Genomic DNA, 26,050 nt, shown 5'->3' on the forward strand with positions numbered 1-26,050 from the left:
TAGCAGCCAGTTTCAGTTGCGAGCGCCGTCTATCCTTGTTGAATGGGCGCGGATCTGGGCCATTATTTTCAAGCTTTTGCTTGCGGTATTACTATTTCCGCCAACTCAGCCACTTTTTCAGCGGATAAAGGTGAGGGGCTCGGGTAGAACGATGACTTTTTGGCTGGTTTTAATTCTTTTTTTAATTCTACTCTGGCTTCTGTGGATGGCGTTTTGTAGTCCCAGTTTAAGTCGCAATGAGCTACTGAAATTCTCTTTTAATCAACTTACGCTGGCTGGTGGTTTATCCGTTAATTATCGCGAGATGGGGCCTGTTGATGGCGTTAATATACTTTGTCTTCACGGTGGTGGTGATTCACTGAGCGCCTGGAATGCCTGGGCGACAAAATTGGCAGAAAAATATCATGTTATTTTGGTGGACTTACCTGGGCATGGATTGACCGACCCGTTACCAGGAGGCACTTATACACCTAAGCATTTTGCCGATTTTATTGCAGAATTTGTCGCAACCCTGAAACTTAGGGACTATGTGATCGCTGGCCATTCATTTGGTGGAAATGGGGTTTTACGCTATTTAACAGGACATCCGAATATACCCAAGGCCGCTATTCTTGTCTCTCCCGGTGGTTATAAATGTGGCAAGGGACTGGAAATGCCTGCTGGTATTGCTCGATTTGCCACCAGCCATTGGGGGCGAAAAATGGTTGCGCACATTGGTAGTCGTGGATTATTGAGAAAAATGCTGGCTTCCAAATTTTTCTACAATCCGCAGGCTCTGCCGGGGGAAATGTTGGAACGAATCTATTTGCTTTCCCGCTATGAGAAGAACCGCGGTACAGCGATCAATTTGGTTGCTAATGCCACAATCAATTTCCAGCCGTTGCCGGACTTGGAGACTATTAAAATTCCAGTTTTATTTATCTGGGGGGCAGAAGATCAAATTATTCCCTTGTCCGTAGGAAAGTATTTCTCTGACAAGTTGCCTAATGGAGAGTTAATCGTGTATCAGAAGATGGGGCATATGTCCCATGTCGAAAATGCTGAACAAAGTGTCACCGACGCAATGGAGTTTTTGCAGCGTCAGGGGCTGTGACAATACTGTGAAAAATTTAAAAAAGAGGCCGCAGTGCGGCCGAGTTTGGGGGGATGAAAATCAAGAGGGCCTAATTGATGACAACCAGGCCGGCTTTCACTATGTCGTAGTGACTGAGTTCTGGTACCTGCTGGTGTAGGTCGCTTTCCAGTCGATCGATGGATTCCAATTGTGTACACAAGCGGTTTGCAGACTGCTCAATACTTTTACCGCGCTGTTCCAGTAAGCGCTCCGCCTCTTCAGTGGCCTGTTCTTCAATGCTTTCCCCGCCGGTAAAGGCAGCTTTGAAGGCATGCCAGGCAATAGTCCCCGCGGACTCCATAGCGAGGCGTTCGATACGGGGTTCAAACTCTTCAGAGATGGTTTTCTCTATATAGTTACCCATTTCCTCGTTTCCCAGCTGGTAGATTTCGCCCTCTCGATTGAGGCGGTCCTCAGTGCGCTGGATCAGGTCGGCGGAAAACTGTTGGAGTTCGAGGATATCCGGGTGGTCCGGCCCGGCGAGGGTGCTGATGGCAATGGATAGGCCATCCATTGCAATATCGACCGCCTCAAGGGTGAGTACCAGTGTGTCGCGACCGGCGATGTGTAGCTGTTGGCGGTATTCCTGAAGTAGTTGCTCCTGCTGAGAATTGAGGGACAGCAACTCACCATCCACTGATAGCTGGTTGGGCAGCTGAAATGTCACCAGTTTTCCGTCTTCCCCATCGACGGTAAAGAAGTCCGGGCCTACTTCAATAGCGTAATTCGTAGACACTGTGCAGGTGCTGGTATCGACATGAAAAGAATCGTGGGCCATTGCCTGGGTACTGATACCGAGGCCTATCAGGGTTGAAAGTGCGATTGGCTTCCACATATGCCGGTTTCCTATTGTGTGTCTTTTCAGTGTGACGCGCCTGAGTCGCCGAACAGATGCAGGCAGCTTGAAATATTTTTCATTTTTTCCTGACGCAGGCCCAGGGAGTGATGGCCAGGCGTGGATGTTCCAGCGGGTATTCTGTATTTTTAGCCCATAACACTTAATAAATTGAGGGTATTCAATGTCCATAAGCAGGCACATTGCCGCACTGTGCTTCTTGATAGTCAGCACAATGGCACAGGCCGGGAGCATCGCGGAGTACACTGCAGGCATGCATAGGCACAGCGGCTTCCACGACTTTTACTGGGACGAGGCTAACGGCCGGGTGTTGCTGGAGATCGATGAGTTTGAGCGCGAGTTGCTCTTGCTCACCGGGCTGGCCCAGGGACTGGGTTCAAACCCTGTGGGCCTGGATCGGAACCAAGTGGGTGAGAGCCGCTTGGTGAAGTTCCAGCATTCGGGTAATAAGGTATTACTGCATCAGGTGAATCTGAAATACCGTGCCCAATCAGCAAATGCGGCTGAGCGCCGCGCGGTTGAGGAAGCTTTCGCTTCGTCCGTACTCTGGGGCTTCAAGGTGCTTGCTCAGAGCGATAAGGCAATACTGGTGGACTTTACGCCTTTCCTGCTGAGCGATCAGCACGGCATTGCTACACGTCTCAAGGGCGCAGAGCAGGGCAGTTACAGTGTGGATAAGAGCAAGTCAGCAGTTTATCTGCCCCGCACAAAAAACTTTCCCAAGAACAGTGAGTTTGAGGCCCAGTTAACTTTTGCTGGATCAGCTCCGGGAAACTATCTGCGCGAAGTGGTTCCGACCCCTACATTGGTGTCCCTGCGCCAGCATATCTCCCTGATTGAATTGCCAGATAACGACTATGAGCCCCGCCGTTTTCACAGCCGCAGTGGCTACTTCCCGTTCGCTTATCGAGATTACGCTACGGCGATTGAAGAGCCTCTGGACCAGCGTTATATCTACCGTCATCGACTGGAGAAGAAGTCGGGTAGCGATGAAGTTGTGGAGCCGATTGTTTACTACGTAGATTCCGGAGTGCCTGAGCCGGTGCGCAGCGCCCTGATCGAAGGGGCGAGCTGGTGGGACCAGGCATTCGCTGCAGCAGGATTTAAAAATGCGTTTCGCGTAGAGATTCTGCCGGAGGGCGTCGATCCTTTGGATGTTCGCTATAACGTGATCAATTGGGTACACCGCTCCACTCGCGGTTGGTCCTACGGTTATTCGGTTTACGATCCCCGCACCGGCGAAATTCTAAAAGGCAATGTTACCTTGGGGTCCCTGCGTGTTCGCCAGGACTTTCTGATTGCTCAAGGGCTTGTACAGCCCTACCGCGGCGACACCGTCAGTACTGAGCAGCTAAAGAATATGGCCCTGGCCCGTATCCGTCAGCTATCCGCTCACGAAGTAGGCCACACCCTGGGGCTGGCGCACAACTTTGCTGCCAGTAGCGAAGAGCGCGCTTCAGTAATGGATTACCCGGCTCCGCTGGTCTCTCTGCTGGGAGGTAAGTTGGACCTGACAGATGCCTACGCCACTGGCATCGGCAGTTGGGATAAGTTGGCGGTTCGCTATGGCTATGGCGAGAGCGATGATGAAAAAAGTTATCTCGACAGTGTTATCGCTGAGGCCGGGGAACAAGAGTTGCGCTTTATTTCAGACCCGGACTCTCGCACCATCAATAATGCTCACGCAGTTTCACACCTTTGGGACAACGGCACCGACCCATTGACGGAATTCCAGCGGATGGTCGACTTGAGGCGTCATGCCCTGGATAACTTCTCTGCGGCGGCAGCGCCGTTATCCGCGCCCCGCTCTGACCTGGAAGAGACCCTGGTGCCTGTGTACTACGGTCATCGCTACCAGGCGGAGGCTGTGGGCAAATTGATTGGTGGTTTGGACTATGACTATGTCTACAACGGTACCGATCAAAATAGCTATACCCTGGTGCCCGCAGAGCGACAACAGCGGGCAATTGATGCACTGCTGGATACACTTTCGCCGCAGTTTCTCACCTTGCCGGAGCAGGTCTTGCAGCTGATTCCGCCCAAGTCCTATGGCTACGAACGTACTATCGAGAGCTTCCCCTCATATACGGGAGTAGCTTTTGATGGGGTGGCTCTGGCGGAAGCGGCTGCTGGGCATACGCTATCAATCCTGATGGACCCGCAGCGCGCGGCGCGAATGAATCAACAGAGTGCCCGCAGCAGTGAGGTACCGGGGTTTGCTAGCCTATTGCAGCGCTTGAGCGCACTGGCTCTGCAGGGTGAGGGTTATACCGGTCTGCAGGCGAGTGTGCACCAGCGGGTTAATCATGCCTATATCGAGCAGTTGATGTTACTGGCCAGTAATGCAAAGGCAGACGAATCAGTGCGGGCCAAAGCGCATTTGGAGCTGGCAAAACTTCTTCAGGAAATTGGTTCTATGCGGCTGTTTGGCGATGATCCTGAGGGCTATAGTGCGCACTATTACTATGAGGCACAGCGCATCGATGCCTTTAAGCAGGGCAAGCTGGAAGTAAAACCTGGTGCGGTTAAAGCGTTGCCGCCAGGATCTCCGATCTGATCTGAAACGGATAAAAGGGGGTGGGCTGTAAACGCTCACCCCCTTTGGGCATTAACCGCGAATAAACTGGGACTTCTTTACCCAGTGATTTCCTCGGTACTGTCGAGTGGGGGTTGGGTTTTTCTTCGCCCAGAAAAAGTGGCGGTTAAACTGAAATTCCGCATCGTAACCCTCCGCCAGCGCTGCCAGGGGCATGGCTTGCCAGCTGGTCTGGCGGCGTTTGCTGGTTGCCTCCAGCAGGTACTCTTGATCGTTCAAGATGGCCACTACCCAGGCGTGACCCTGACCTTTATGGGTTCCGAGTGCCACCCGCGCATCAACTCCCAATTCGATCAGCCAATCTGCCAGTAAAATAGCGTGGTCTTCACAGTCACCCCGCTTTTGGTAATAGGCCTGCCGGGATGTTTGCCAAATGTCTGACAAACCGGCGTATTGCAGGTGATCGTATTGGTACTCTTTATTCATAGCCAGTGTATAAAGAGGCACCCAAAGCTGTTGAGTCTTAAAGGGCTTGAACCCCACCAGGTAGCTGTTGGCAAAGTGGTGTTGCTGGTCCAGTCCCCGGGCGGAAGCTGTCGCCGCCTCAATTCCCTGCCAGTTCCACACTGAGACATGAGCGCTCTCTTCCAGTGAGCGTTTGTCGACTACTTTCTGGATGGTTTTTTCTTCCAGAGGATAGCGGGTACCCACCACTCGCACTACTCCTTGTTGTGAGTCCACAATACTGGCTAACTGACTGCCGCTGCTACCAAAGCTCCGTAAATTATCGGAAAGGGGGATTTCCGGTGTGCTTTTAGTTGGCGGCTCCTGTGTATTAGCTCGCCGTACAAGTTCAGGAGTGATCAGTGCGAGGGAAAGTATCAGTGTGATAGCCAGCCACTTGCGCATAGTGCTATCCCTTGAGGCCAAAGGAAATAATGATGGCAACAAATATCAATATGGTTGATGCAAATATAGATACGGCGATATTGCCATTTTTTAGCTCGCCTTCGATATCTACAGAGCGAAGCAGTTTCTTATCAATGGTAATCAGTGCGGTGATACCAATAAATAACGCTAGCAGCGTATAAATCAGGTTAATTCCCAGGTTAAACAGGGTTGCCGTTAAAAATTCCAGTTCCATAAATCCTTCAGGCTAATTATGTTTATTAGTGACTGTTAATGGAATAATTTAAGCATAGGGCCTGATTGAGTGCAAAGGATGACCAACCCAGATAAACCGGCAGATGAATTCACAGGTGATTATCAACCTTAATCGGCAATCCGGACTTGTTGATTAGTATTTTATTTGGCTGGGTTGCTATTGGGGGATAGCTCTAGACGAAGAGTTGCTGCGCCGAAGAGCTTTTACGCTTAAGTTACCGGGAAAGCCTTTTGAAGAAGTGTATTTATTAGCTCGGTGTTATCCAGGCGGGAACCTGGATAACGCACCGAGTTTGATTAGTTATCAATCTCGGTCATTTCATTCAATACAAACTCTTCAACGGCGCCCTCGGTTGCCTTCATATAGTCTTCTAGGTGCTTATTGTTCATGTGGGTTTGCCACAGATCGCGAGTTTCCCAATTTTCATAAAACAGGAAGTGTGCAGGATTATCATTGTCCTGATGAAGGTTGTAATTAATGCAACCAGCTTCTGCTCGTGTTGTATTAATGAGTTTTAACAATTCAGATTTCACCAGGTCAATTTTGTCGGCCTTGGCTTTAATGTTGGCAACGATAGTGAGCCTGCTCATGTGAACGCCTCTTTGTTTCAATATGTGTTGGATTAAGGTTTGTACTCTTTTCCTTGATCCTTTCAGAGGAGACCTAGTGAACAGCTTAGCTGTCTCCTGGGTAAGGACTGGGGTGTCGAGCTGATGAAGTCATTCTAGATCTAGATTGCATCGCTAGAAACACTATAATCTTTGAATCTTTATCAAAAATATATTGAAAATATGCAGCTTGAAGACTTGAGGGTCATTATTAAAGTGGCCGAGTTTCGCAGTATCACTGCAGCCGCCGCCAGTCTCGACTTACGCACTGCAACTGCCAGCGCAGCGATCAAGCGTGTGGAGAGCGCGCTGGGAGCGGACTTGTTTATTCGCACTACGCGGCAATTGCGGCTATCCAGTGCTGGGGAAAGGTTTATTCCCAAATGTGAGGAGGCCCTCCTGACTTTGGACCTCGCCCGGCAAAATCTCAAGGAAGACAGCGGTCAGATAGATGGCGAGCTTCGCATAGGTGCATCCTCGGACCTGGGAAGGAACCTCGTAACTCCTTGGTTAGATCAATTGTTGCAGGAGCACCCGGGGCTGAGTCTAAGAGTGAATATCAGTGATAGCCAAGTAGACTTTTACCGGGATCCTGTGGATATCGCGTTGCGCTACGGCCCCCCAGCGGATGCCAACCTGTATGGTTTTAAGATTTGTGACGTGCCCCGTTTATTGTGTGCAACCCCGGCCTACTTACAGGAAAAGGGTTCCCCGAAAACACCGGAGGATCTCTCCGCACATAATGGCCTTTTTTATCAGCTTCACGAGATTGTGCACAATAATTGGGAATTTTTTCGGGGCGAAGAGATATACAAGATACGTATGTCTGGGAACAGGTCGTCAAATGACGGTGACCTGGTGCGACGTTGGTGTACCTCTGGCTATGGACTTGCCATTAAGTCATGTCTGGATATGTCTGCGGATTTACTTTCCGGTCAGGTAGTGGCCACCATGCGAGACTATAAACCCAAGGCGACGGAGCTATGGTTGGTATCTCCGGGGAGGCAGTCAATAACACCGACGGTACGATTAGTGCGCGACACTTTGAGAGAACGGTGTTCGGGGGTTTTAAAGCAGCTGCTCGCTGAGGGATTACTCTCTGAGAGCGATTTCAGTACGGGGGTGGATATATCTTGAGTCCCAAATAGTTTCTTAACCCTGTGGCTATCTATAAAAACTCTCAACAGGTTTTTCTCGGTTCTGGCAAAGGAAAGGGGAGCTTTGCTCCCCTTTCTTATTTAAGCCCTAGTTAATCCGAATGGGATCAGGAGCCGGAGCAGCCGTAGGTATCCAGGTAGTCATAGGCTGCTTTTGCCTGGACGAGGCCGTAGCCGTAAGCATTATCTCTTCCCGCATCACCGAGATCTTCCGCTGTGGCTGTAAGGGCGTTGCGGATCTCCGTATTGCTACAGTTGGGGAAGTGGCTCCATACCAATGCGGCAACACCGGCAACGTGTGGGGTAGCCATGGAAGTGCCATTGAAATATTCGTAGCTTGTAGCCTCATTTTCCAAATCTACGCTGGCACTCAGCTGCGTGAGTAGAGTTGCACCATCAGTGTCAGAAATACCAACCGAGGGAATAGTGGTTACAGTATCGCTCAGGGTTGCGCTGGAGAGTAATCCCTCTTCATTGTTGTAAATAATCGCTCCGATACCACCACCGGACTCACAATTTAAAACTTTCTCCGCAAAGCTGATATTGCCTCGCGCAATCAGGCAAATCTTACCTGCCGCACTGGTGCAAGCGGATTCAGCCGTACCACAGTCTTCCATTGAACCGGTGATTGCACCAGCTGGGGTGCCTGATATTGGGGCTGATTCGATGTCAACACTGCCGACGGTTAAGCTAGAGATTCTGCCAGTGTCGGTGGGAACAGAAGATAGAACCTGTACTCCGGGGGCGGAAAGTTCTACCTGGTCAGTCTGCTGAGAGGAGGACCAGATAGCTTTATCGCTATCGATAGCACCGACGGATACAACAGAGGAGTATGAGGCTGGGTAGGAGTGCGCAGTGTTACCGTCGTTTCCGGCTGCCGCGATGGACAGGATTCCCTGGCGATTTAGATTGTTAAAGGTTCGTCTTTCGAGGAAGTTGGCACTTTCACCGCCCAGACTCATATTGATGATGTTGGCACCATTGTCGGCACAAACCTCTGCGGCTGCCATTAGGGAGGAGGAGTAGGCCCAGCCGTCGCCATCAAACACTTTTACAATATGCAGGTTAATATTACTGCTGGGCATCACGCCAACGACACCGGTACCATTATTCATCGCAGCGATAGTGCCGGCTACATGGGTGCCGTGACCGCTTTGATCTTCATACCAGTTACCTGCGCCGCTTGGGTCACTGGTACCAGTGACGGCGTTTCCGGACAAATCTTCGTGAACCAGATCGTAGCCGGAATCAATAATACAGACTGTGCGGTTGCCGGCCTGAGTATCACCTAGTTGATCTGCCTGCACCATGGTGATCCCGTAGGGGGTTTCCTGGGACATCGGATACCGCTTAACGTCTTCTTCAATAAAAGCAACATCCGGGTTCGAGCGCATTTCTTTTAGGGTTGTTGCAGACATATGTGCTGCCATCGCATTCTGGCGGCGTATTTCAATAGCCTGTCTTCCGCCTCTCTTCTTCATAAAAGACTTAACGGATTCGCCTTTTCCCTGCTTGAAAGTCACGATATAACGCTTGTCCTCAGCAGTGGCGTTGCCGGTCACGGCGAGCGCTAAAATGCTGGCTGCAAATACAGACAAGGATTTATTCATTGGATGCTCCTGAAGATTTCTATGTTTATTGTTGCTTTTGTCGACGTTCTAATTTCAAGTTTTTTGGTTGTTGATATTTACTTGAGCGTCGAAGAGGGGAATTTATCAGGCTTTTCTTGTCGTATGAATAATTATTTTTTATATTTTTAATTATGAGGTTGTTTTTATTATATAGATGGCCGGTATGATTGCTTTGGCAGGCGAGATGAGGTGGGGCAGCTATTTTCTTAGAAGGTGCTTGGTGTGGCTGGCCGAGAATAGTCATTTACAGGGACAATATGGCAGTTGAAGTACCTAATAAGGCTCCTTCTGTGATAGGTTGAATTGCAAAGAGGTTTTCCTGGAAAAAATTTTAGCCGAATTAAATTGGCCAGAAGAAGGCAAAGCTCATCTTCTATCTCTCCTTGCTTGAGGGTAATGGATAAATTTTTTACCATTTCTATTTCGATGGACATGCTCCATGTCAAAATTGAAGTTCTGTTTTATCTTGATGGGAATTCTGATTAAAGGATGTATTTGGTAATGTTGTGTATGAATTGAAAATATTTTCAGTTTGTAAGTTTTATTGATACAGCATTTCCTGTAATTGGAGTGCCACCCTAGTTGGCTATGATTATGGTGGCTTCGGTATGGGGTGGGATGCATCAAGGCGAATAAATTATTCATTGAAGTTCTTGATTTTCATTTTTAATTCTATTCTTTTGCTGGGAAGTGCCAATCTAAGAAAAGTGTTAGCTGGTTGAGTTTGACGGGATTTTTCGGAGAAATGTGCGCCATTTGTTCTGGAGAGGTGTTTTTTCTCTGGCCAAATTTGTTAATTGGTTCAGTGGTCGATTGCTATCTCCTGTGGTGGCTCTATATGGTTGTGCAAACGTTTGTTGATTGGTTCTCATAATTTTATTTTTGTTTAAAAATATATTTTAACTTGTTTACTTTGGTGATTTTTCTATAGTATAAAAAATTCTCTTGAAAAGTATTTGTTAATTGGAGAGTTTTATGAAAAGTTTATTTTCAGCGCTTGTTTTTGGTGTTTTGTTGAGTGGGAGTGTTGCTACGTTAGCTTCTCTTCCCGAAGAATTGCAGTGCATGGTAGATTGTAGAGAGAGTGGGTATGGCACTGAGTACTGTAAGGCGTTCTGTAATTACTGAATTTTATCGAAGGTAGTTAAAATGGCCGCCCGAGGAGATGCCGGTCTTGGGTGGCTATTTCCATTTGCTTTCAATCTTATCTGGATAAAATAATATTCGATAAATATTTGCATATCTTAAAGTTGATAGCTGATCCTATACTAAGATTGATGTTTTTATTATCCTAATTTCATCTCGGGTCTTCTTTAGCTGTAATGTAAATAATTTTTATAATTTTATTACGTGTTGGCGGGCGGTTTGAAGGCGGGTCTATATTAAAAGTTTTTGTATGGCTTTCTATATGACTCGGAGAGTACTTGTCATTGATTGTTACTATAAGATCTTTCTTCGCGTAAATCCATATGAAGACTTGTGGTAACAGGCCTCAAGAAATGTCGCCCCCAGCTTTGGGAAGGTTCACTCTGTACAGTAGCCATGCTGGCTGATTTGAAAAAACACCATACTTTCGTATTATCTTGGTTTTTTCGCTACTTTATTTTAGATATCTAGTGCAAATTTTATAGATACATTTTCTTTCATGGGGTAGTTACAGGTGAGCATTTAATAATTTATATCCCAGGTCGGGAGTGTAGCCCTATGCCGGCACTAGGTATGCCTTTATATTAAAACTATCAAAAGGCCCGACAAAAATGGCTGGCTTAGGGCTTAGGGCTTAGGGCTTAGGGCTTAGGGCTTAGGGCTTAGGAAATTAAACTTGGAGTCCGAGCATTAGTATGCTTGACGTATAATTTCAATGCCTGGGAGGATTGCTCGGTTCCAGGCGGCTTCAATTTCGGGGGAAAATTCCTCGTCGTGCTGCCTAATAGTAGCGAGCAGGGCGTCGAGCCATAGGCGATACCACTCTGGGCGGATATTATAGCCATTGCGATCGTGGCTTTTACCCAGAGCGCGCAGCTTGGTGTCTGGCATGCCGCGTGAATAGAGCACCAGCTGCATAATGCCATTACGCAAAAGATGGCGCTGGGCCTTCATATCTGTATTGGCAAAGAGCTGACGAATGTCTGTAGAACTTCCCATAAATCGATCATAAAAATCCACAAAAAATTGTTCTTTATTACAGCAACGCCCATAGCTTTGGAAAACGATATCACTATCCGTTGGTTGCATCGTTTTGTTTACCTCTTATCTTGGCCACCCTTGGTTTTTACAATTGAGCGGCCTCTGTGATTAATGTGCATTTTGGAGGGGGGCGGCGATTCTATCGATCGAGCTTGGGTGCGGGAAGAGTAATTTGACTGTAAATGTGTGTTATCTGGCGTAATTAAAAAGTAGTTCTCAACCGGCGAATTGCTAAATCGCCATTGTCACTTTGGGCTCCAATCAGCTTTCTCCTCATCGCTAGATGCCGATCGTGAGCCCCTCAGCATATGTATGGACCCTTATAGCTACTTAAATAGCGGGGCGATTGCGGCAGTATCATCAGAAAATCTAAAGTTGCTATAAAGCTGTTTGAAAATTGGCTCCAGGTGTCATCTTGAATAGGAGTGATTGCTCGCTTACAGCGCAAGTCAAGGGCGATAAGCATCGACTACAACTGATTATATGACCCAGAAGACAGTAACAACTGCGCTAATAATGCGTAGATTGGCTGTTATAACAACGTATTCCCCTGTTTTTAATATCGGCATCGATAGGTTCCAGTTGATATAATCGCCGCCCACATTTTTCAGTTAATCGAAGTAGAAGAGGATTGGCTAATGGCGGTCAAACTGATGGCAGATCTCGATCTCGCTGGTAAGCGCTTACTTATCCGTGAGGACCTGAATGTACCGGTTAAGGACGGTCGTGTAACTTCCGATGCACGTATTCGCGCGGCACTACCGACGATAAAAGCCGCTATCGAAGCCGGGGCTAAAGTGCTGTTGATGTCCCATCTGGGGCGCCCCACAGAGGGGGAGTACGCGGAAGAATTCTCCCTGGCCCCTGTTGCTGCACACCTGGGTGAGCTGTTGGGCCGTGATGTGGCGCTGGTCAAAGAGTGGCGCGATGGCGTTGAACTGGCCGATGGGGAAGTTGCCCTGCTGGAAAATGTACGTTTCAACAGCGGTGAAAAAAAGGACGATGAGTCTCTGGCAAAGGCCTATGCGCAATTGTGCGACATCTTCGTGATGGATGCCTTTGGTACTGCCCACCGGGCCCAGGCTTCCACCCATGGTGTGGCTAAATTTGCCCCGGTTGCTTGCGCCGGCCCTCTGTTGGCTGCTGAGCTGGACGCATTGGAGAAAGCCCTGGCTGAACCGGCGCGCCCGCTGGTTGCTATTGTTGGTGGTTCCAAAGTTTCTACAAAATTGACGGTACTCGAAAGCCTGGCTGACAAAGTCGATCAGCTGATTGTTGGTGGTGGTATTGCCAATACCTTCCTGGCAGCCAGCGGCAAGCCAGTGGGCAAGTCCCTTTGCGAGCACGATCTGGTAGATACCGCCAAGGCCCTGATGCAGAAGTGTGATATTCCTGTGCCAACTGATGTCGTCACAGGTAAAGAGTTCAGTGAATCCGCCGCAGCGGAAACCAAAAGTGCCGATGCTGTGGTTGAAGACGATATGATTTTTGATATCGGTCCGAAATCCTCCGAGCAACTGGAAGATATTCTCAGCAGTGCGAAAACCATTATCTGGAATGGTCCTGTAGGTGTGTTTGAATTTGACCAGTTTGGCAACGGTACCGAGCACCTCTCTAAAGCCATTGCCGAGAGCGCAGCGTTTTCTATAGCTGGTGGCGGTGACACCCTGGCGGCTGTGGATAAGTATGGCATTGCCGACAAGGTTTCCTATATCTCCACGGGTGGCGGTGCCTTCCTTGAATATGTTGAAGGTAAGAAGCTTCCAGCGGTCGCTATACTGGAAAGCCGCGCACAAGACTAAATAACGAAAAATAAGGCCTGTCGCAATTTGCAGGCAGGTCATAAAAGCAAAAATACAAATACTACGAGTAGACGAGAAAGGAATTAATTATGGCTCTTATCAGCCTGCGCCAAATGTTGGACCATGCCGCAGAGCATGGCTACGGTGTACCCGCATTTAATGTAAACAATCTAGAGCAGATGCGTGCGATTATGGAAGCGGCCAAAGAGACCGATTCTCCAGTAATCGTTCAAGCTTCTGCGGGCGCCCGCAAGTACGCCGGCGCTCCCTTCCTGCGCCACCTTATCCTTGCGGCTATTGAGGAGTTCCCTGAGATCCCGGTAGTTATGCACCAGGATCACGGCACCAGCCCCGCCGTTTGCCAGCGCTCTATCCAACTGGGCTTTAGCTCAGTGATGATGGACGGCTCCCTTGAGGAAGACGGCAAGACCCCGGCTTCTTACGAGTACAACGTAGATGTCACCAAGCGCGCGGTGGATATGGCCCACGCCTGTGGTGTTTCTGTTGAAGGTGAGCTGGGCTGCCTGGGTTCCCTGGAAACCGGTATGGCTGGAGAGGAAGATGGTGTTGGCGCTGAGGGCAAGTTGTCCCACGACCAGCTGCTGACCGATCCGGAAGAGGCCGCTGACTTCGTACAGAAAACCAAGGTGGATGCCCTGGCAATTGCCTGTGGTACCAGCCACGGTGCTTACAAGTTTACTCGTCCGCCCACAGGGGACATCCTGGCCATCGACCGTATCAAAGAGATTCACGCTCGTATTCCAGGCACCCACCTGGTAATGCACGGTTCCTCTTCTGTACCCCAGGAGTGGCTGGCTGTAATCAATGAGTTTGGTGGTGAGATCCCGGAAACCTACGGCGTTCCTGTTGAGCAGATCTGTGAAGGTATCAAGCACGGTGTGCGCAAGGTCAATATCGATACCGACCTGCGTTTGGCCTCGACTGGTGCCACACGTCGCTTCCTGGCTCAGAATCCATCTGAGTTTGACCCGCGTAAGTTCTACAAAGCCGCTATGCAAGCGATGAAGGAAATCTGTATCGCTCGTTATGAGGCGTTTGGCACTGCTGGTAATGCCAGCAAGATTCGCCCTGTTAGCCTCGATGTTATGAGCGAACGCTACGCTGCCGGTGAGCTGGAGCCGCAAATCAAGTAACAGTCTTCCACTGTTGCGAAGAGGTGGGCTCTATGCCCACCTTTTTCTTTTCAGGTTGTCTTTCCCGCTACGATATCACTACCCCTACCGCCAAAATGCAGTACCATTGCACTAATGGATACTTTGCAAGACCTCAGCACCTACGATAATAGCCCGGTAATAAAGCGCCCGGACTACTCGGCATTGCGTCAGAAGTTGCCTGAACTGGATTTCGGCGCTGACGAAACCCCTCTGTGCAAAGAGCTGCGGGATTATCGTAATTTTTACGATTTGCATTTTCCCCGAGCCCATAAGACCGGAGTCGGCACTTTTAAAGTTGCCGGATTTGAATTGGTTTCACAGTATTGGATGGTCGAGAATCCCAAGGGCACCTTGTTTATTTGCCATGGCTATTTTGATCATACGGGTATTTATGGTCCGGCAATCCGCTTTGGCCTGGAGCGGGATCTCAATGTAGTGATTTTTGATTTCCCCGGACATGGTTTATCCAGTGGTGAGCGTGTAGCTATCCATACTTTCCTGCAATACCGCCAGGCGTTTGATGGACTGTTGGAAATTGCGCGAAATAAGTTGCCCGGGCCCTGGCATGCAATGGGCCAGAGCACCGGTGGCGCTGCACTACTGGCCCATCTGCAATACAGCCGCTGGCAGCCTCTGGATAAGGTCTTTTTGTTGGCTCCCTTGGTAAGGCCGTCAAACTGGGCCTGGCTAAATCGCTGGAAATATTATGTGGGCCGCCTGTTTATCCGCGAACCCGGCCGGGCCTTTACGATTAATACCCACGATGTGGAGTTTTCTCGACGTCAGGCACTTAGGGACCCCCTTCAATCTCAATCAATCTCTATGAGCTGGCTCAGGGCGATGGTGGATTGGTTGCAGACATTTCCCCGCACGGCACGTAACCCGCGCCCGATCCTTTTGGTTCAGGGAACGGATGATAAAACCGTTGATTGGCGTTATGGTCTTCATGCTGTTCGGAATCGTTTTCCCAATTGCCACCGGGTATTGATACGCGGTGCCCGGCACCAGATGATTAACGAAACCCAACCTTATCGCCATCAAATATTAGCGGCGATGGATGAGTGGTTAACCAAATAGGCTGTGAGCGATAACTTGTATCGCTCAACTCGCAGAGTTTTGACCTGCACTTTTCACTCGGAAAGCCTTAGCGAATCTACTTAGGGAGCCTCTGAATAACTCCGTGATACCTCTGGCATACAGAGCGGTTCACAATCAAGGCGCGGCTTCGCAGGAATGTCTAGACCTTTCAATAAGTCGCAACGCGGAGTGTGAGTCGCTCTGTAAGCCCCGAAGGGCGGGCCTTGAAGGCCACAGCTGCTGCGTTGCAGCTCTTGCAAAGGACTAGGCCATTCGCGGCTAGCTGCGCCTAACATCTGCAGCCTTCAAGACCCGCAGAGGCATTACGGAGTTATTTAGAGGCTCCTTAGTTAGAAGAAATGAACACTCTGTAAATTTCACCGATAAGGTCGAAGACGCCATCCATGCCTTATGCGGCGGTGCCCAAGTACAATATGTTCTTTCCTTCTCCTTTGGTCAAAAACTCTATTAATACTCCTCATGAGGCCAGCGCCAAGCCAGCCAAATAATAGCTAATTTGAGAATAATCTCGATAAATCCCAGATAGAAGTAGAAATACCAGGTGGACATTAAAAATGTTACAAATAAGAAAATAATGAAAGCTGAGGATGTAATAATATTTATCCAGCGAGAGATAGATGGTTTAAGTAATAAAGTAAGGGCAACCATAATACAGGGGAGTGACACAATGATTGATACAGTAAGTAGTGACTCTTGTGTGACCGCTCCAAATGGCCCGAACCCCTCAATTATTCTATCTATTTTTCCTGTCCTAAATAGCCCAAAGAAATCCCCATAGATGTAAAGTAGTACTACTGAAGCCCATAGCCCGGCTATTTTAATCTTAACATCTATATGACTGTCAGTGAGCTTGGTCGATGTGCTCTTTAAGTTGTCTTTATCGTTCATGACATTCCCTCGATCTTACTGGTAGATAACTTTTGATTTGATTCGGTAATAGTTGGTGGAGTTCTAATGCCCATAATTAGTAACCATAGACAGGTTCCGATCTCCCCTAGAGAGGCGGGTACTCTAATAAAAGCGGGGATTTGATATTCAGGGAAAAGTAAATTTGCGCAGAACCTTACTAAATAGCTAAGGCATCCTGCCATTAACAGTATGCCCAGTATTTTTGGTAGAAAGTTTGATTTGTAGACCAGGTATCCGAAAGGAAGTAACCATAATCCCCAGAGAGCATGGATTATTTGGATTCCGTTACTATACGATTTTAATAACAATAATACCTGGGTATAAATTTGTTCTTTTTCAAAAGTTAGGAGATATTCTGCTCCGCTAAGAAGTGTGAGAGCATCAACTTTGTTAACTATATTGAGTAGAGTAAATGGAATACTGGTGAGAGAAAAAATAACCATTAACAACGCACATCCTCTATTTACAGGTGCAAGTGTGCGATATAAAGCTAGTGGCAGTATTGAAAATAGTATATAGAGAAGTATCCCGCCTAAAATTCCTAATCTATATAGAAATTCATATTCCAGGATGTTTTGCGCTGTTAATGATGCATTTTCCCACGCTGTGGGAATTTTAGAAGGCACATATACTAAAGAAAATATTCCCAACAATATAGTAAGTAAATAAATAAGCCCAGAAAGTCTGGCATATTCTTTTTGAGTCATTTTATATCCTTGTAAAATCAAATTGACAGATAGAGAGCCAATAGTCGGTTAGGTCCTAGTCGCGGTACCCATATAAAGGGGACTGCGATGAAATTCCAACCACGGTAATCAGCTGGAATTTCATAAGAAGAATATGGTCAGCAAAGACGTACTTATGGTGTTGTTCCGTTGTGAATAGAGGTAAAGATTCTGTATCGCTAACGGTACTGAGACTATTGGGTGTGCGGTACTAGCTATTGACGCCATGGTGGTCTCTTTAGAGTCACTGTATGCAAAGAAACCTATTGGAATATTGAGTTGTGCGCTACCCAGCTAGGCATAGGCTGCGGAAAGCGTGGTTTGAAGTGCGGAATAGTGAGATAAGTGATTTGGGATGGTATGGCCATCCAGAAGCTTTGTGAGTCGCCAACCGTATGCGGCTCACACTGTTTAGCCTGCTGTTAATCGGGTTGTTGACTGGCTTTCTTGGATTCGGAGGGACTCGGTGTGGAGGCTGGCTTCTTGCGGGGTTTATCACTTTTCTCCGAAGTCTGTTTTGCACTTGTGGGAACTTTGTTAGTAGGGTATTCAACCTTACAGGTACCCTGTCCATTGTCCGATAGCACAATTTCATCCAGGTCATCCATTACCCGAATTGGGCCCGAATAGAATTTACGCATTCCCTTAATAAAGCCGATCTTGTCAGCTTCAGTAACGGGGGGTGGTATTAGGTGTGTTAAGGCAACCGATTTTACTCCCGCTTTGGTTGCCATCTTGGCAATGTCCAGAGTATTGGAATGGTAGTGGATAATTTGATTTGCCTTCTCATATCGCAAACGAGCGCGACGGTTATCCCCGGTTTGCTTCAGCTTGCTGATGTATTGGGCATAGCTGAGAGCCTCAGAAATCAGTAGATCGGCATCCCGTTCAATTGGCTCTAGCGCATCGAAAACATGGGTATCACCAGTAATGATGACTTTACAGGGGCCAAAACGTATCTCGTAACCAAATGCGGGAAAAACCGGTTCGTGATGTACGGCAAACACAGAGACATAAGTATCCCTGTGGTGCCACACATCTTGTACGACCTCGCTTTGATCCCCGGCAATATTCACTAGGTGGGGAGTGGCGACCGCTAGGACTGGATCGAGAATTCCCTGCCTATTTGCCGATCGAAAAAGGATGTCCGGCCCAAAACTCTTGTTAATTCCATCCAAAATGCGATGGATGCCGTAGGGTCCGTAGACATTAATAGGCGAGTCGGCACCAACAAACCAGGACTCGTTGATCACCATGGCCAAACCACCAAAGTGATCCGAGTGCCAGTGGGTAATAAAAATGGGGTCCAGCTGGGCGAGGTTAAGGCCGAGCTGGCCAATTCTTGCTGTAGCTCCTTCGCCCGCATCGACGAGGAATAGTTTCCCACTGCTGCGAATAGCAACGCAGGCGGGATGGCGCAAGTATTGATAGCCCGGATCTGGCGTGCCAGTTCCACAAAAGTAGATGTGCATTTTGCCATCATCTTCCACATAAGGTGGGTAACGCTTCAGAGATTCAGGCTGCTCGGCCAGGCTTGAAATCGCGAAAAACACCCCGAGGGCAAGAGTGGCAAATATATCAACGATCAGTCGCATGGTTTTATAGATTCCAGTCGGTGCGGAAAATACATACCAAGGATATGCAGACATTTTTAAACGTACAAAAAAATGATTAACAATTTTGGTCAAGTATGTAGATGACGTGGACTCATGCCTTGTAAAGGATCAGGATTTAGGCTGCTATTAACTTAGTTTGTCATCAGGATTTTTATAGATGGTGGTTGGCTGTCCTTCCAGGCCGGAGTAAAAGAGAATAATAGTTACCGGAGTATCACCATCATTACGCCCATAATGCCATTTGTCGGTAACTTCGATAAATGCCTTACCTGCCCCCAGAGTAAGCGTTTCCTTCTGTCCTGGAAGTACAATGGTTAAAGTGCCCTCTGCTACATAGACACCATTTAGCACTGGATGCTTGTGTACGGGCATCTGTTCGCCCACCGGGATAGTAACGCTAACAATCGTTAATTCCGGTTGCCCCGGTTTCATTTTTGGTAGGGAATGTCCTTCCCAGTCCTTTGTAGAGGAAACTAGAGTTTCAAACTTTACGTCGTTGGTTTTGTCCTGGCCAAATATATTTTCCGAGATAAATGCAAGTGTCAGAATGGCAAGGAAAAGCAGGTGGCGGCTCATTGAACTTTCCGGCAATCTTATGGAGATTTATGTAATTCTCGTTCAAGAATTAATGCTGTCCAATAAATTCGGGATAATCTCTACGGACCTACGTCGGAGAAAAAATTGGCTTTTAAATGCCCCCTACTAAAAAACTGATTACATTTGGCGGAATAGATGCAAGTAACGCCGGCTTACGGGGAGTATTTCTTCCCTATTTAGCAGGGTAATTTGAGCGGTATCTCCGTCCCTTATTACATGGCGAACGGCCTTTAAATTGACGACAACAGAGCGATGAACCTGGGCAAAGAGTTCGGGGTCAAGTTGGTGGGTTAGATCCTTTAATGGCGTGCGAATACAGGCTTCGAGATTGTTATTGCCGGATTCGCTCCAGGCGACCAGGGTATACTTCTCATCTGAACGTAAATAGTGCACATCTTCTACCGGTATCATCCGCAATTGCTGGCCTATGGAAGCGCGAATCCAGCGCAGGTATGGTTTGTCTTCCTTGGATTGAAGCTGTCTCGCTAATTGCTCGAGTAACTCCTGTTGATGATTGACGGGTTTGCAACTGCTGAGCCTTTCCCTAAGCCGCTCGGCGGTATCGGCGAGCCGCTCAATCTCTACCGGTTTTACCAGGTAGTCCAGTGCACCCTGGCTAAAAGCTTCCACGGCGTAGTTGTCGTATGCGGTAACGAAAACTAAATGGGCCCGACGCCCGATACTCTGGGCTGCCTCAATACCGGACTTTCCCGGCATATGGATATCCAGAAAACAGATATCGGGCTGCTTTTCTTCAAATAGTTTTACGGCTTCACGACCATTGCGGGCCTCCGCAACAACCTTCAGCTCCGGCCAGACACTTTTGAGTTTGCGGACCAAAGACTGGCGCAGCAGTGGTTCATCGTCAGCTACTAAGGCGGTGGTGGGCGTGGCACTCATATTTGCTCCTTGGCGGGGAATAGCAATTCGGCACAAAGACCTGTGGGCTGTTGGTCGATCAAACGCAAGCCTGCACTATCGCCATAGGTCAGTTGTAGCCGCTCTCTCAAAGTTGCCAACCCTGTCCCGAGACTGTTGGAATTGTCCTGGATGCCGATACCGCTATCGGTGACGGTGGCAATACAGAGGCCCTGTTCCAGCTTTATTTCAATATCAATGCGTCCCCCTTCCTCACTGGGGTCTATGCCATGGCGGACGGCATTTTCAACCAGTGACATCAGAGACATGGGCAGGCAAGACTGACTTCGCACCTCGTCATCAGCGTTGATAGAAAATTCCAGGCGATCCGGCATGCGCATTTGCATCAGGCCCAGGTAAGCCTGTACCAGAGTTAGCTCTTGCTCGAGGGTACTTTGCTCCGACTCAAGTTTCGGTACTGCGGCGCGCAGGTAGGCAATCAGGTTGTTCAGTAGTGCGGGTGCCTGAGGGGATGAAGACTCTACCAGCTCTTGTACATTGGCGAGTGTATTAAATAAGAAGTGTGGGGCCACCTGGGATTGCAATAAACGCAGCCGCGCATTGAGCGCCTGGTGCTCCAGGGCACCCCGCTGCCGTTCAAAAAGTTGCGCCTGCTCTCGTACAGCAATATCCCGCTGGCGCAACAGCGCAGACATAGCGAGCCAGGGCCCGAATAACATGCCGGTCACCGCTATCAGGAGAAAACTCCAGTGTCGGCTGTGGTCCTGCCAAAGTGGAAGTGCCCCCGGTTTTGTCAAGGCAGGGGACAGGATTAGCAGCGATAGTGGAATAGAGATTGCCACACCCACCACCTGTATTACCCAGCGAGGTAATCGTTGAGGCAAGTTGCGCGGCCATTGCTCGAACAGGCAAAAAGTAACCAGTGCTGATATGGCAGCTGTGCTGGTTTGCAGTAGGAGCTCTGTATAAGTACCTTTCCAGCCGAAGCTGAGTAGCAGGGTCCAAAGCAGAGTAGCGAGCAAAACAGTCAGCGACCGCTGCCTGCTGGGTAGCAGTCGCACTTGAGCTGGGTTGGCTGTCGGCGAGTAATTCATGATGGCCGCCTTCGGTTAATTTAGGCGGCCATTCTTACACAGGTTTTACCGTTAAAGCGCTGCCTTACCTTGTAGATGCAGCTTTCTCCGCTGTGCCAACGCATCGACAGAGTAGAGCGCTAGACCCAGCCAGACAAACATAAAGGTGGTGAGCTTTTCTTCGCTGAAAGACTCGCCCAATACCTGGGTGGCGACCACCAGCATCAGTGTGGGGCCGATGTATTGCAGGAAGCCCAGTGTAGATAAGTTGAGCCTGCGCGCGGCGATCGTAAACAGCAGCAGGGGAACCAGGGTAATGGGGCCCGCAAAGAGCAGTAAGCTGTTTAACTCCAGGTTGTTGTTCAGCAAGTTGCTGGTGGGGCTGTCGCTCCAAAACAGGTAGATTACGGCCACTGGCAATATAAAGAGAGTTTCCACCGCGAGGCCGGTAAGGCTTTCCACTGGGGCCTGCTTGCGGGCCAAACCGTATAGCGCAAAGGAGCAGGCCAGGAACAGGGCAATCATCGGTATGCGACCAAACTGCCAAAGCTCATAGGCAATGCCGGTAGCGGCCAGCGCTACAGCGATCCATTGCAGTCGCCGCAGTTTCTCACCCAGGAACAGGACGCCCAGCAAAATATTGATCAGTGGATTGATGTAGTAACCCAGGCTGCCCTCGAGCAAATGGCCGTTATTGATCGCCCAGATAAACACCAGCCAGTTACCGCCGATCAATACCGTGGTCAGGGCCAGCATCCGCATCTTCTTGCCATCGCGCAGGGTGGCCAGAAAGTCCGGCATTTTGCGTACAATCAGCAGAATACCAATAGCGAGTACCAGCGACCAGATACTGCGGTGGGCAAGGATTTCCGCAGCGGGAATATCCTGTAATTTATTGAAGTAAAGTGGCGCCAGCCCCCAAATGAGGAAGGCGGAAATCCCGGCGAGAAGGCCGGTTGAGGCGGAATCATTACTACGCAAGGGAGCACCTGCTGTGGATAACTCTGGCTTTGATTCAGGGGTGGCACGTGGATGTGGTCACCTGGGTCTGAAGCAAAAGAATAGGTCTGGCCATTGTAGAAGCGGTGGCCGGGGGGGATCAATCTTTTTTACCGCGAGGAAGGCTCCGATTGGCGTGTCATTGGCGGGTATTTGTGGGTACCCGCCAACGACCGAAAGGCTTAGAAAAGCACGCGGCAGCGCAGGGTGCCGGGGATACTCTTCAATTTTTCCAGTGCCAGATCAGAATACTCTGCGTCCACATCGATCACTACATAGCCCACTGTTTCATTGGTTTGCAGGAACTGTGCGGAGATATTGATGGCATTTTCTGAGAACACCTGGTTGATAGCGCTCAGTACACCGGGCACATTCTTGTGAATATGCAGCAGGCGGTGGGTATCCAGGTGACCGGGCAGTGCTACTTCCGGGAAGTTAACAGAGCTGGTGGTGGTGCCGTTATCGGAGTAGTGAGCGAGTTTCTCCGATACTTCTGTACCGATATTCTCCTGGGCCTCCACAGTGGAGCCACCTACGTGAGGGGTCAGCAGCGCCTTATCGATTCCGCGTAGGGGAGAGACGAATTCGTCGCTGTTGCCACGGGGCTCAACCGGGAAGACATCGATCGCCGCACCGGCCAGGTGATTGCTCTTCAGTGCTTCTGCCAGGGCATCAATATCTACCACAGTGCCGCGAGAGGCGTTGAGGAGAATACTGCCGGGCTTCATCTGTGCGATCTGCTCGGCGCCCATCATCATTTTGGTGGAAGGCAACTCTGGTACATGCAGGGAGACCACATCGGATTCCGCCAACAATTCCGGAAGTGAGTTTACTTGGGTGGCATTGCCCAGCGGCAATTTGGTAATCACATCGTAGAATCTGACTCGCATCCCGATAGCTTCGGCCATAACAGAAACCTGGGAGCCGATAGCGCCGTAGCCGATAATGCCCAGGGTTTTGCCACGGGCCTCATATGAGCCCACCGCTGACTTCTGCCAGCCGCCGCGATGACACACTGCGTTTTTCTCTGGAATACCGCGCAGCATAAAAATAGTTTCTGCAATAATCAGCTCGGCAACGCTGCGAGTGTTGGAGTAGGGCGCATTAAATACCGCGATACCCAGTTCCGTCGCCGCCTGTAAATCCACTTGATTGGTGCCGATGCAAAAACAGCCTACGGCTACCAGCTTGGACGCGTGTTCCAACACTTTGCGGGTTAACTGGGTACGCGAGCGAATACCGATAAAGTGCGCATCGGCAATTTTCTCGATCAATTGATCTTCAGGCAGGGAGGTCTTGAGGTACTCCACATTGGTGTAGCCTCGGGAGTTGAGTAAGTCGACGGCGGACTGGTGTACGCCTTCCAGCAACAGGATGCGGATTTTATCTTTTTGCAGGGACTTCTTTTGATCGGAACTGTGCGGAGCCATAAACTATCTCTTCACTGAGTGCGAATAACAGGTGCAAAGTGCTTAGATCACTTCTTCGGGGGTGCCGCAATTTTGGCGAAGGCGCGATCATAGCACATGCAGCCTCCAAGGCTTTATTCGAAATTTCTATCCTAACTATCTTGTTTATCTATGTACCAACATCAATTTACCTGTGGCAGTGAAGTACCGTTTGGTTTGGGGAAGGTTGTCTGTGTGGGGCGCAATTACGCAGACCACGCGGCCGAGTTAAATAATCCGGTGCCAGAAGAACCCCTGCTATTTATCAAGCCGGCAACAGCCGCGGTACCTATGGCAGACACCATCCATTTACCAGCGGGGCGCGGCAGTTGCCACTTTGAAGGGGAGCTTGCCCTGTTGATTGGTAAGCGCTTGAGTAATGCCAACGTGGCAGAAGTCCCCGGGGCCATTGCTGGCTTGGGCCTCTCCCTGGATTTAACTTTGCGCGACCTCCAAACGAAGCTGAAAAAAGCGGGACATCCTTGGGAAAAGGCCAAGGGGTTCGATAAGTCATGCCCTCTTTCTCCCTTTGTGAAACTCGATTGGTTGCCGGACTGGGACAAGCTCAGCTATTCCCTGTGGCTGAACGGTGAACTGCGCCAGCAGGGTAAAACCGAAAATATGCTGACACCAATTCTCGATCTGGTGGCCTATGTCAGCAGTTACTTTACGCTCGAACCCGGTGATGTGGTTTTGACGGGCACACCGGCGGGAGTGGGCGAATTACACCACGGCGATAATCTGGCGATGCAGTTGGAAGTTGATTGGCTGCGTGTGGAAACGCAGGTGGCCTAGTTTAGAATGACTTTAGCCCTTTGATTTGTGATCACATTTTCGATATAACCGGGAAAACTATCTCCAAATTAAATGAGGTGTGTCATGTCAGCGAAAAAAAATAATGTCCCCCAAAACCTGCAGGAATGGCAGGCTCTGGCGGCCTCACTGAAGATCGAGGGCCGTGCCTTTATCAATGGCAGCTATGTCGATGCCCTCTCCGGTGAAACTCGCGCCACTTTTAATCCCGCAAATGGTGAAGAGCTGGCGCAAATTGCCAGTTGCGGTCCAAATGACGCGGACTTGGTGGTAAAGGTGGCTCGGGAAACCTTCGAGTCTGGCGTTTGGTCGAAAATGCCGCCAATGCAGCGCAAAAAAATTATGGTGCGCTTTGCAGAGCTGATTGAAGAGAATCTGGTGGAAATTGCCCTGCTCGAGAGCCTCGATGCGGGTAAGCCGATTGGCGATACCATGGCCGTGGATGTCCCTGGAGCGGCCACTACGATTCGCTGGAGCGGTGAAGCAATCGACAAGATTTACGATGAAGTGGCCCCGACCGGCCCCGGTGAGCTGGGCTTGGTTACCCGTATGCCTCTGGGGGTGGTGGCCGCCATTGTGCCCTGGAACTTCCCTTTATCCACCACCGCCTGGAAACTGGGGCCGGCCCTGGCCACCGGCAACAGCGTTATCCTGAAGCCCGCGTCTAACACACCGCTGACAGCGATTAAGCTGGCGGGCCTGGCTAAGGAAGCTGGCCTGCCGGATGGCGTGTTAAATGTGCTACCGGGACCGGGAAGTAGCTTGGGCAAGGCCTTGGGCCTGCATATGGATATCGATTGCCTGACCTTTACAGGTTCCACCGAAGTAGGCAAAACCCTGACCGAGTACTCAGGTCAGTCCAACCTCAAGCGTACTTTCCTTGAGCTCGGCGGTAAAAGCCCGAATATTGTATTTGCCGATGCAGATCTGGATAAGGCGGCAGAAGCAGCGGCCCTGGCCATTTTCTACAACCAGGGGGAGACCTGCACCGCCGGATCGCGTCTGCTGGTTGAAAAATCTATTGCCGATGAGTTTATTCAAAAGGTGGCTAAAGCGGCAGAGTGCTTTAAGCCCGGGCATCCTCAAAACCCAAATACCCGTATGGGTGCCCTGATCGACCGCAGCCAGTTTGATACGGTTGAATTTTACGTGGCCAAGGGCCTGGAGCAGGGTGCCCAATTGGTTTGCGGCGGCAAACCGGTAGATGAAGTAGCAGGCGGTTACTACTATGAGCCAACGGTATTTCGCGGTGTCACCGGTGACATGACGATCGCCCGTGAAGAAATCTTTGGCCCGGTACTGTCTGTTATCGAGTTCGATACAGAGGAAGAAGCACTCGCCATTGCCAATGACTCAATCTACGGCCTGGCGGCGGGTATCTGGACCAATAACTTAGGTCGCGCCCACCGTATGGCCCGGGATATATACGCCGGCTCTGTTTGGGTAAATAATTATTTTGGCGGTGATATCACCGTACCATTTGGCGGTTTTAAGCAGTCTGGAAATGGCCGCGATAAGTCGCTACACGCGCTGGATAAGTACTGTGAACTCAAGTCCACCTGGATTGATTTGAGTTAGCTTCTCAGCTTTGAGGGCCGGATTCCCGGTCCTCATGCATTTTTCCCTCTCACCCCGGAATTGCCACTAGACATACAGGGCTCC

22 protein-coding genes are annotated in these 26,050 nt (G+C 49.5%); 8 read left to right on the forward strand and 14 right to left on the reverse strand.

Annotation, left to right across the window (positions count from 1 at the left end; all coding sequences use genetic code 11):
- Nucleotides 1-76: 76 nt before the first annotated feature.
- Nucleotides 77-1,093 carry an alpha/beta fold hydrolase gene (locus tag ACJJIZ_RS03995; protein WP_444915270.1) on the forward strand — a complete coding sequence of 339 codons (1,017 nt, stop codon included), beginning with the start codon at nucleotides 77-79 and terminating at the stop codon, nucleotides 1,091-1,093.
- A 70-nt stretch (nucleotides 1,094-1,163) separates the two neighbouring features.
- On the opposite strand, the gene ACJJIZ_RS04000 is transcribed toward ACJJIZ_RS03995, so the two are convergent.
- Nucleotides 1,164-1,949 carry a DUF2884 family protein gene (locus ACJJIZ_RS04000; RefSeq protein ID WP_413663664.1) on the reverse strand — a complete coding sequence of 262 codons (786 nt, stop codon included), beginning with the start codon at nucleotides 1,947-1,949 and terminating at the stop codon, nucleotides 1,164-1,166.
- A 184-nt stretch (nucleotides 1,950-2,133) separates the two neighbouring features.
- On the opposite strand from ACJJIZ_RS04000, the gene ACJJIZ_RS04005 reads away from it, so the two are divergent.
- Nucleotides 2,134-4,527, forward strand: a complete 2,394-nt coding sequence (locus ACJJIZ_RS04005) for a zinc-dependent metalloprotease (RefSeq protein ID WP_444915271.1) — start codon at nucleotides 2,134-2,136, stop codon at nucleotides 4,525-4,527.
- A 51-nt stretch (nucleotides 4,528-4,578) separates the two neighbouring features.
- Here the strand turns inward: ACJJIZ_RS04005 and ACJJIZ_RS04010 are convergent, their stop codons facing one another.
- The 3 genes from ACJJIZ_RS04010 to ACJJIZ_RS04020 form a co-directional block, all read right to left on the reverse strand.
- Nucleotides 4,579-5,415: a transglutaminase domain-containing protein gene (locus ACJJIZ_RS04010; protein ID WP_282930871.1), complete on the reverse strand. Its 837-nt coding sequence runs from the start codon at nucleotides 5,413-5,415 to the stop codon at nucleotides 4,579-4,581.
- 4 nt (nucleotides 5,416-5,419) lie between these two features.
- The gene (locus tag ACJJIZ_RS04015) at nucleotides 5,420-5,650 is read right to left on the reverse strand and encodes a DUF350 domain-containing protein (protein ID WP_108734840.1); all 231 of its coding nucleotides are present in this window, start codon (nucleotides 5,648-5,650) and stop codon (nucleotides 5,420-5,422) included.
- Between the two features lie 317 nt (nucleotides 5,651-5,967).
- Entirely contained in the window at nucleotides 5,968-6,261 is a 294-nt protein-coding gene (locus tag ACJJIZ_RS04020; protein WP_282930872.1) for a putative quinol monooxygenase, read from the reverse strand.
- A gap of 201 nt (nucleotides 6,262-6,462) precedes the next feature.
- On the opposite strand from ACJJIZ_RS04020, the gene ACJJIZ_RS04025 reads away from it, so the two are divergent.
- On the forward strand, nucleotides 6,463-7,416 hold the full coding sequence (locus ACJJIZ_RS04025) for a LysR family transcriptional regulator (RefSeq protein ID WP_444915272.1): 954 nt from the start codon (nucleotides 6,463-6,465) through the stop codon (nucleotides 7,414-7,416).
- Nucleotides 7,417-7,543: 127 nt separating this feature from the next.
- On the opposite strand, the gene ACJJIZ_RS04030 is transcribed toward ACJJIZ_RS04025, so the two are convergent.
- Together ACJJIZ_RS04030 and ACJJIZ_RS04035 are read right to left on the reverse strand one after the other, a co-directional pair.
- On the reverse strand, nucleotides 7,544-9,046 hold the full coding sequence (locus ACJJIZ_RS04030) for a S8 family serine peptidase (RefSeq protein ID WP_444915273.1): 1,503 nt from the start codon (nucleotides 9,044-9,046) through the stop codon (nucleotides 7,544-7,546).
- A 1,857-nt stretch (nucleotides 9,047-10,903) separates the two neighbouring features.
- Entirely contained in the window at nucleotides 10,904-11,302 is a 399-nt protein-coding gene (locus tag ACJJIZ_RS04035; protein ID WP_444915274.1) for a globin, read from the reverse strand.
- 590 nt (nucleotides 11,303-11,892) lie between these two features.
- Here ACJJIZ_RS04035 and ACJJIZ_RS04040 point away from each other — a divergent pair.
- From ACJJIZ_RS04040 to ACJJIZ_RS04050, 3 genes are all read left to right on the forward strand, one after another.
- Nucleotides 11,893-13,056 carry a phosphoglycerate kinase gene (locus ACJJIZ_RS04040; protein ID WP_444906980.1) on the forward strand — a complete coding sequence of 388 codons (1,164 nt, stop codon included), beginning with the start codon at nucleotides 11,893-11,895 and terminating at the stop codon, nucleotides 13,054-13,056.
- A gap of 89 nt (nucleotides 13,057-13,145) precedes the next feature.
- Nucleotides 13,146-14,210 carry a class II fructose-bisphosphate aldolase gene (gene fba, locus ACJJIZ_RS04045; RefSeq protein WP_444915275.1) on the forward strand — a complete coding sequence of 355 codons (1,065 nt, stop codon included), beginning with the start codon at nucleotides 13,146-13,148 and terminating at the stop codon, nucleotides 14,208-14,210.
- Between the two features lie 114 nt (nucleotides 14,211-14,324).
- Entirely contained in the window at nucleotides 14,325-15,308 is a 984-nt protein-coding gene (locus ACJJIZ_RS04050) for an alpha/beta hydrolase (protein WP_282930879.1), read from the forward strand.
- A gap of 468 nt (nucleotides 15,309-15,776) precedes the next feature.
- Here ACJJIZ_RS04050 and ACJJIZ_RS04055 read toward each other — a convergent pair whose 3' ends face one another.
- From ACJJIZ_RS04055 to serA, 8 genes are all read right to left on the reverse strand, one after another.
- Nucleotides 15,777-16,217 (reverse strand): DUF6326 family protein, encoded by a 441-nt coding sequence (locus ACJJIZ_RS04055; RefSeq protein ID WP_413663655.1) that lies wholly within the window; start codon nucleotides 16,215-16,217, stop codon nucleotides 15,777-15,779.
- The gene (locus tag ACJJIZ_RS04060) at nucleotides 16,214-16,945 is read right to left on the reverse strand and encodes a DUF4386 domain-containing protein (RefSeq protein ID WP_444915276.1); all 732 of its coding nucleotides are present in this window, start codon (nucleotides 16,943-16,945) and stop codon (nucleotides 16,214-16,216) included. Before ACJJIZ_RS04060 ends, ACJJIZ_RS04055 begins: the two co-directional genes overlap by 4 nt.
- Before the next feature lie 440 nt (nucleotides 16,946-17,385).
- Nucleotides 17,386-18,612, reverse strand: coding sequence for an MBL fold metallo-hydrolase (locus tag ACJJIZ_RS04065; protein ID WP_444895816.1), 1,227 nt, complete (start codon nucleotides 18,610-18,612; stop codon nucleotides 17,386-17,388).
- 93 nt (nucleotides 18,613-18,705) lie between these two features.
- Nucleotides 18,706-19,155, reverse strand: a complete 450-nt coding sequence (locus tag ACJJIZ_RS04070) for a cupin domain-containing protein (protein ID WP_444895817.1) — start codon at nucleotides 19,153-19,155, stop codon at nucleotides 18,706-18,708.
- Nucleotides 19,156-19,293: 138 nt separating this feature from the next.
- Nucleotides 19,294-20,076: a LytR/AlgR family response regulator transcription factor gene (locus ACJJIZ_RS04075; protein WP_444915277.1), complete on the reverse strand. Its 783-nt coding sequence runs from the start codon at nucleotides 20,074-20,076 to the stop codon at nucleotides 19,294-19,296.
- Nucleotides 20,073-21,149, reverse strand: a complete 1,077-nt coding sequence (locus ACJJIZ_RS04080) for a sensor histidine kinase (RefSeq protein ID WP_444915278.1) — start codon at nucleotides 21,147-21,149, stop codon at nucleotides 20,073-20,075. The genes ACJJIZ_RS04075 and ACJJIZ_RS04080 overlap by 4 nt, the downstream gene beginning before the upstream one ends.
- A 51-nt stretch (nucleotides 21,150-21,200) precedes the next feature.
- Complete coding sequence (rarD, locus tag ACJJIZ_RS04085) at nucleotides 21,201-22,109, reverse strand: EamA family transporter RarD (protein ID WP_444906985.1); 909 nt, start codon at nucleotides 22,107-22,109, stop codon at nucleotides 21,201-21,203.
- Nucleotides 22,110-22,309: 200 nt separating this feature from the next.
- Nucleotides 22,310-23,557 (reverse strand): phosphoglycerate dehydrogenase, encoded by a 1,248-nt coding sequence (serA, locus tag ACJJIZ_RS04090; protein ID WP_444915279.1) that lies wholly within the window; start codon nucleotides 23,555-23,557, stop codon nucleotides 22,310-22,312.
- 150 nt (nucleotides 23,558-23,707) lie between these two features.
- Between serA and ACJJIZ_RS04095 the strand changes: the two genes are divergently transcribed.
- Together ACJJIZ_RS04095 and ACJJIZ_RS04100 are read left to right on the forward strand one after the other, a co-directional pair.
- A complete protein-coding gene (locus ACJJIZ_RS04095) occupies nucleotides 23,708-24,370 on the forward strand; it encodes a fumarylacetoacetate hydrolase family protein (protein ID WP_444915280.1) in 663 nt (220 codons plus the stop codon).
- Between the two features lie 84 nt (nucleotides 24,371-24,454).
- Nucleotides 24,455-25,966 carry an aldehyde dehydrogenase gene (locus ACJJIZ_RS04100; protein ID WP_444915281.1) on the forward strand — a complete coding sequence of 504 codons (1,512 nt, stop codon included), beginning with the start codon at nucleotides 24,455-24,457 and terminating at the stop codon, nucleotides 25,964-25,966.
- Nucleotides 25,967-26,050: the final 84 nt, after the last annotated feature.

It is taken from the genome of Microbulbifer maximicatervae (SeqCode), from assembly GCF_052467225.1.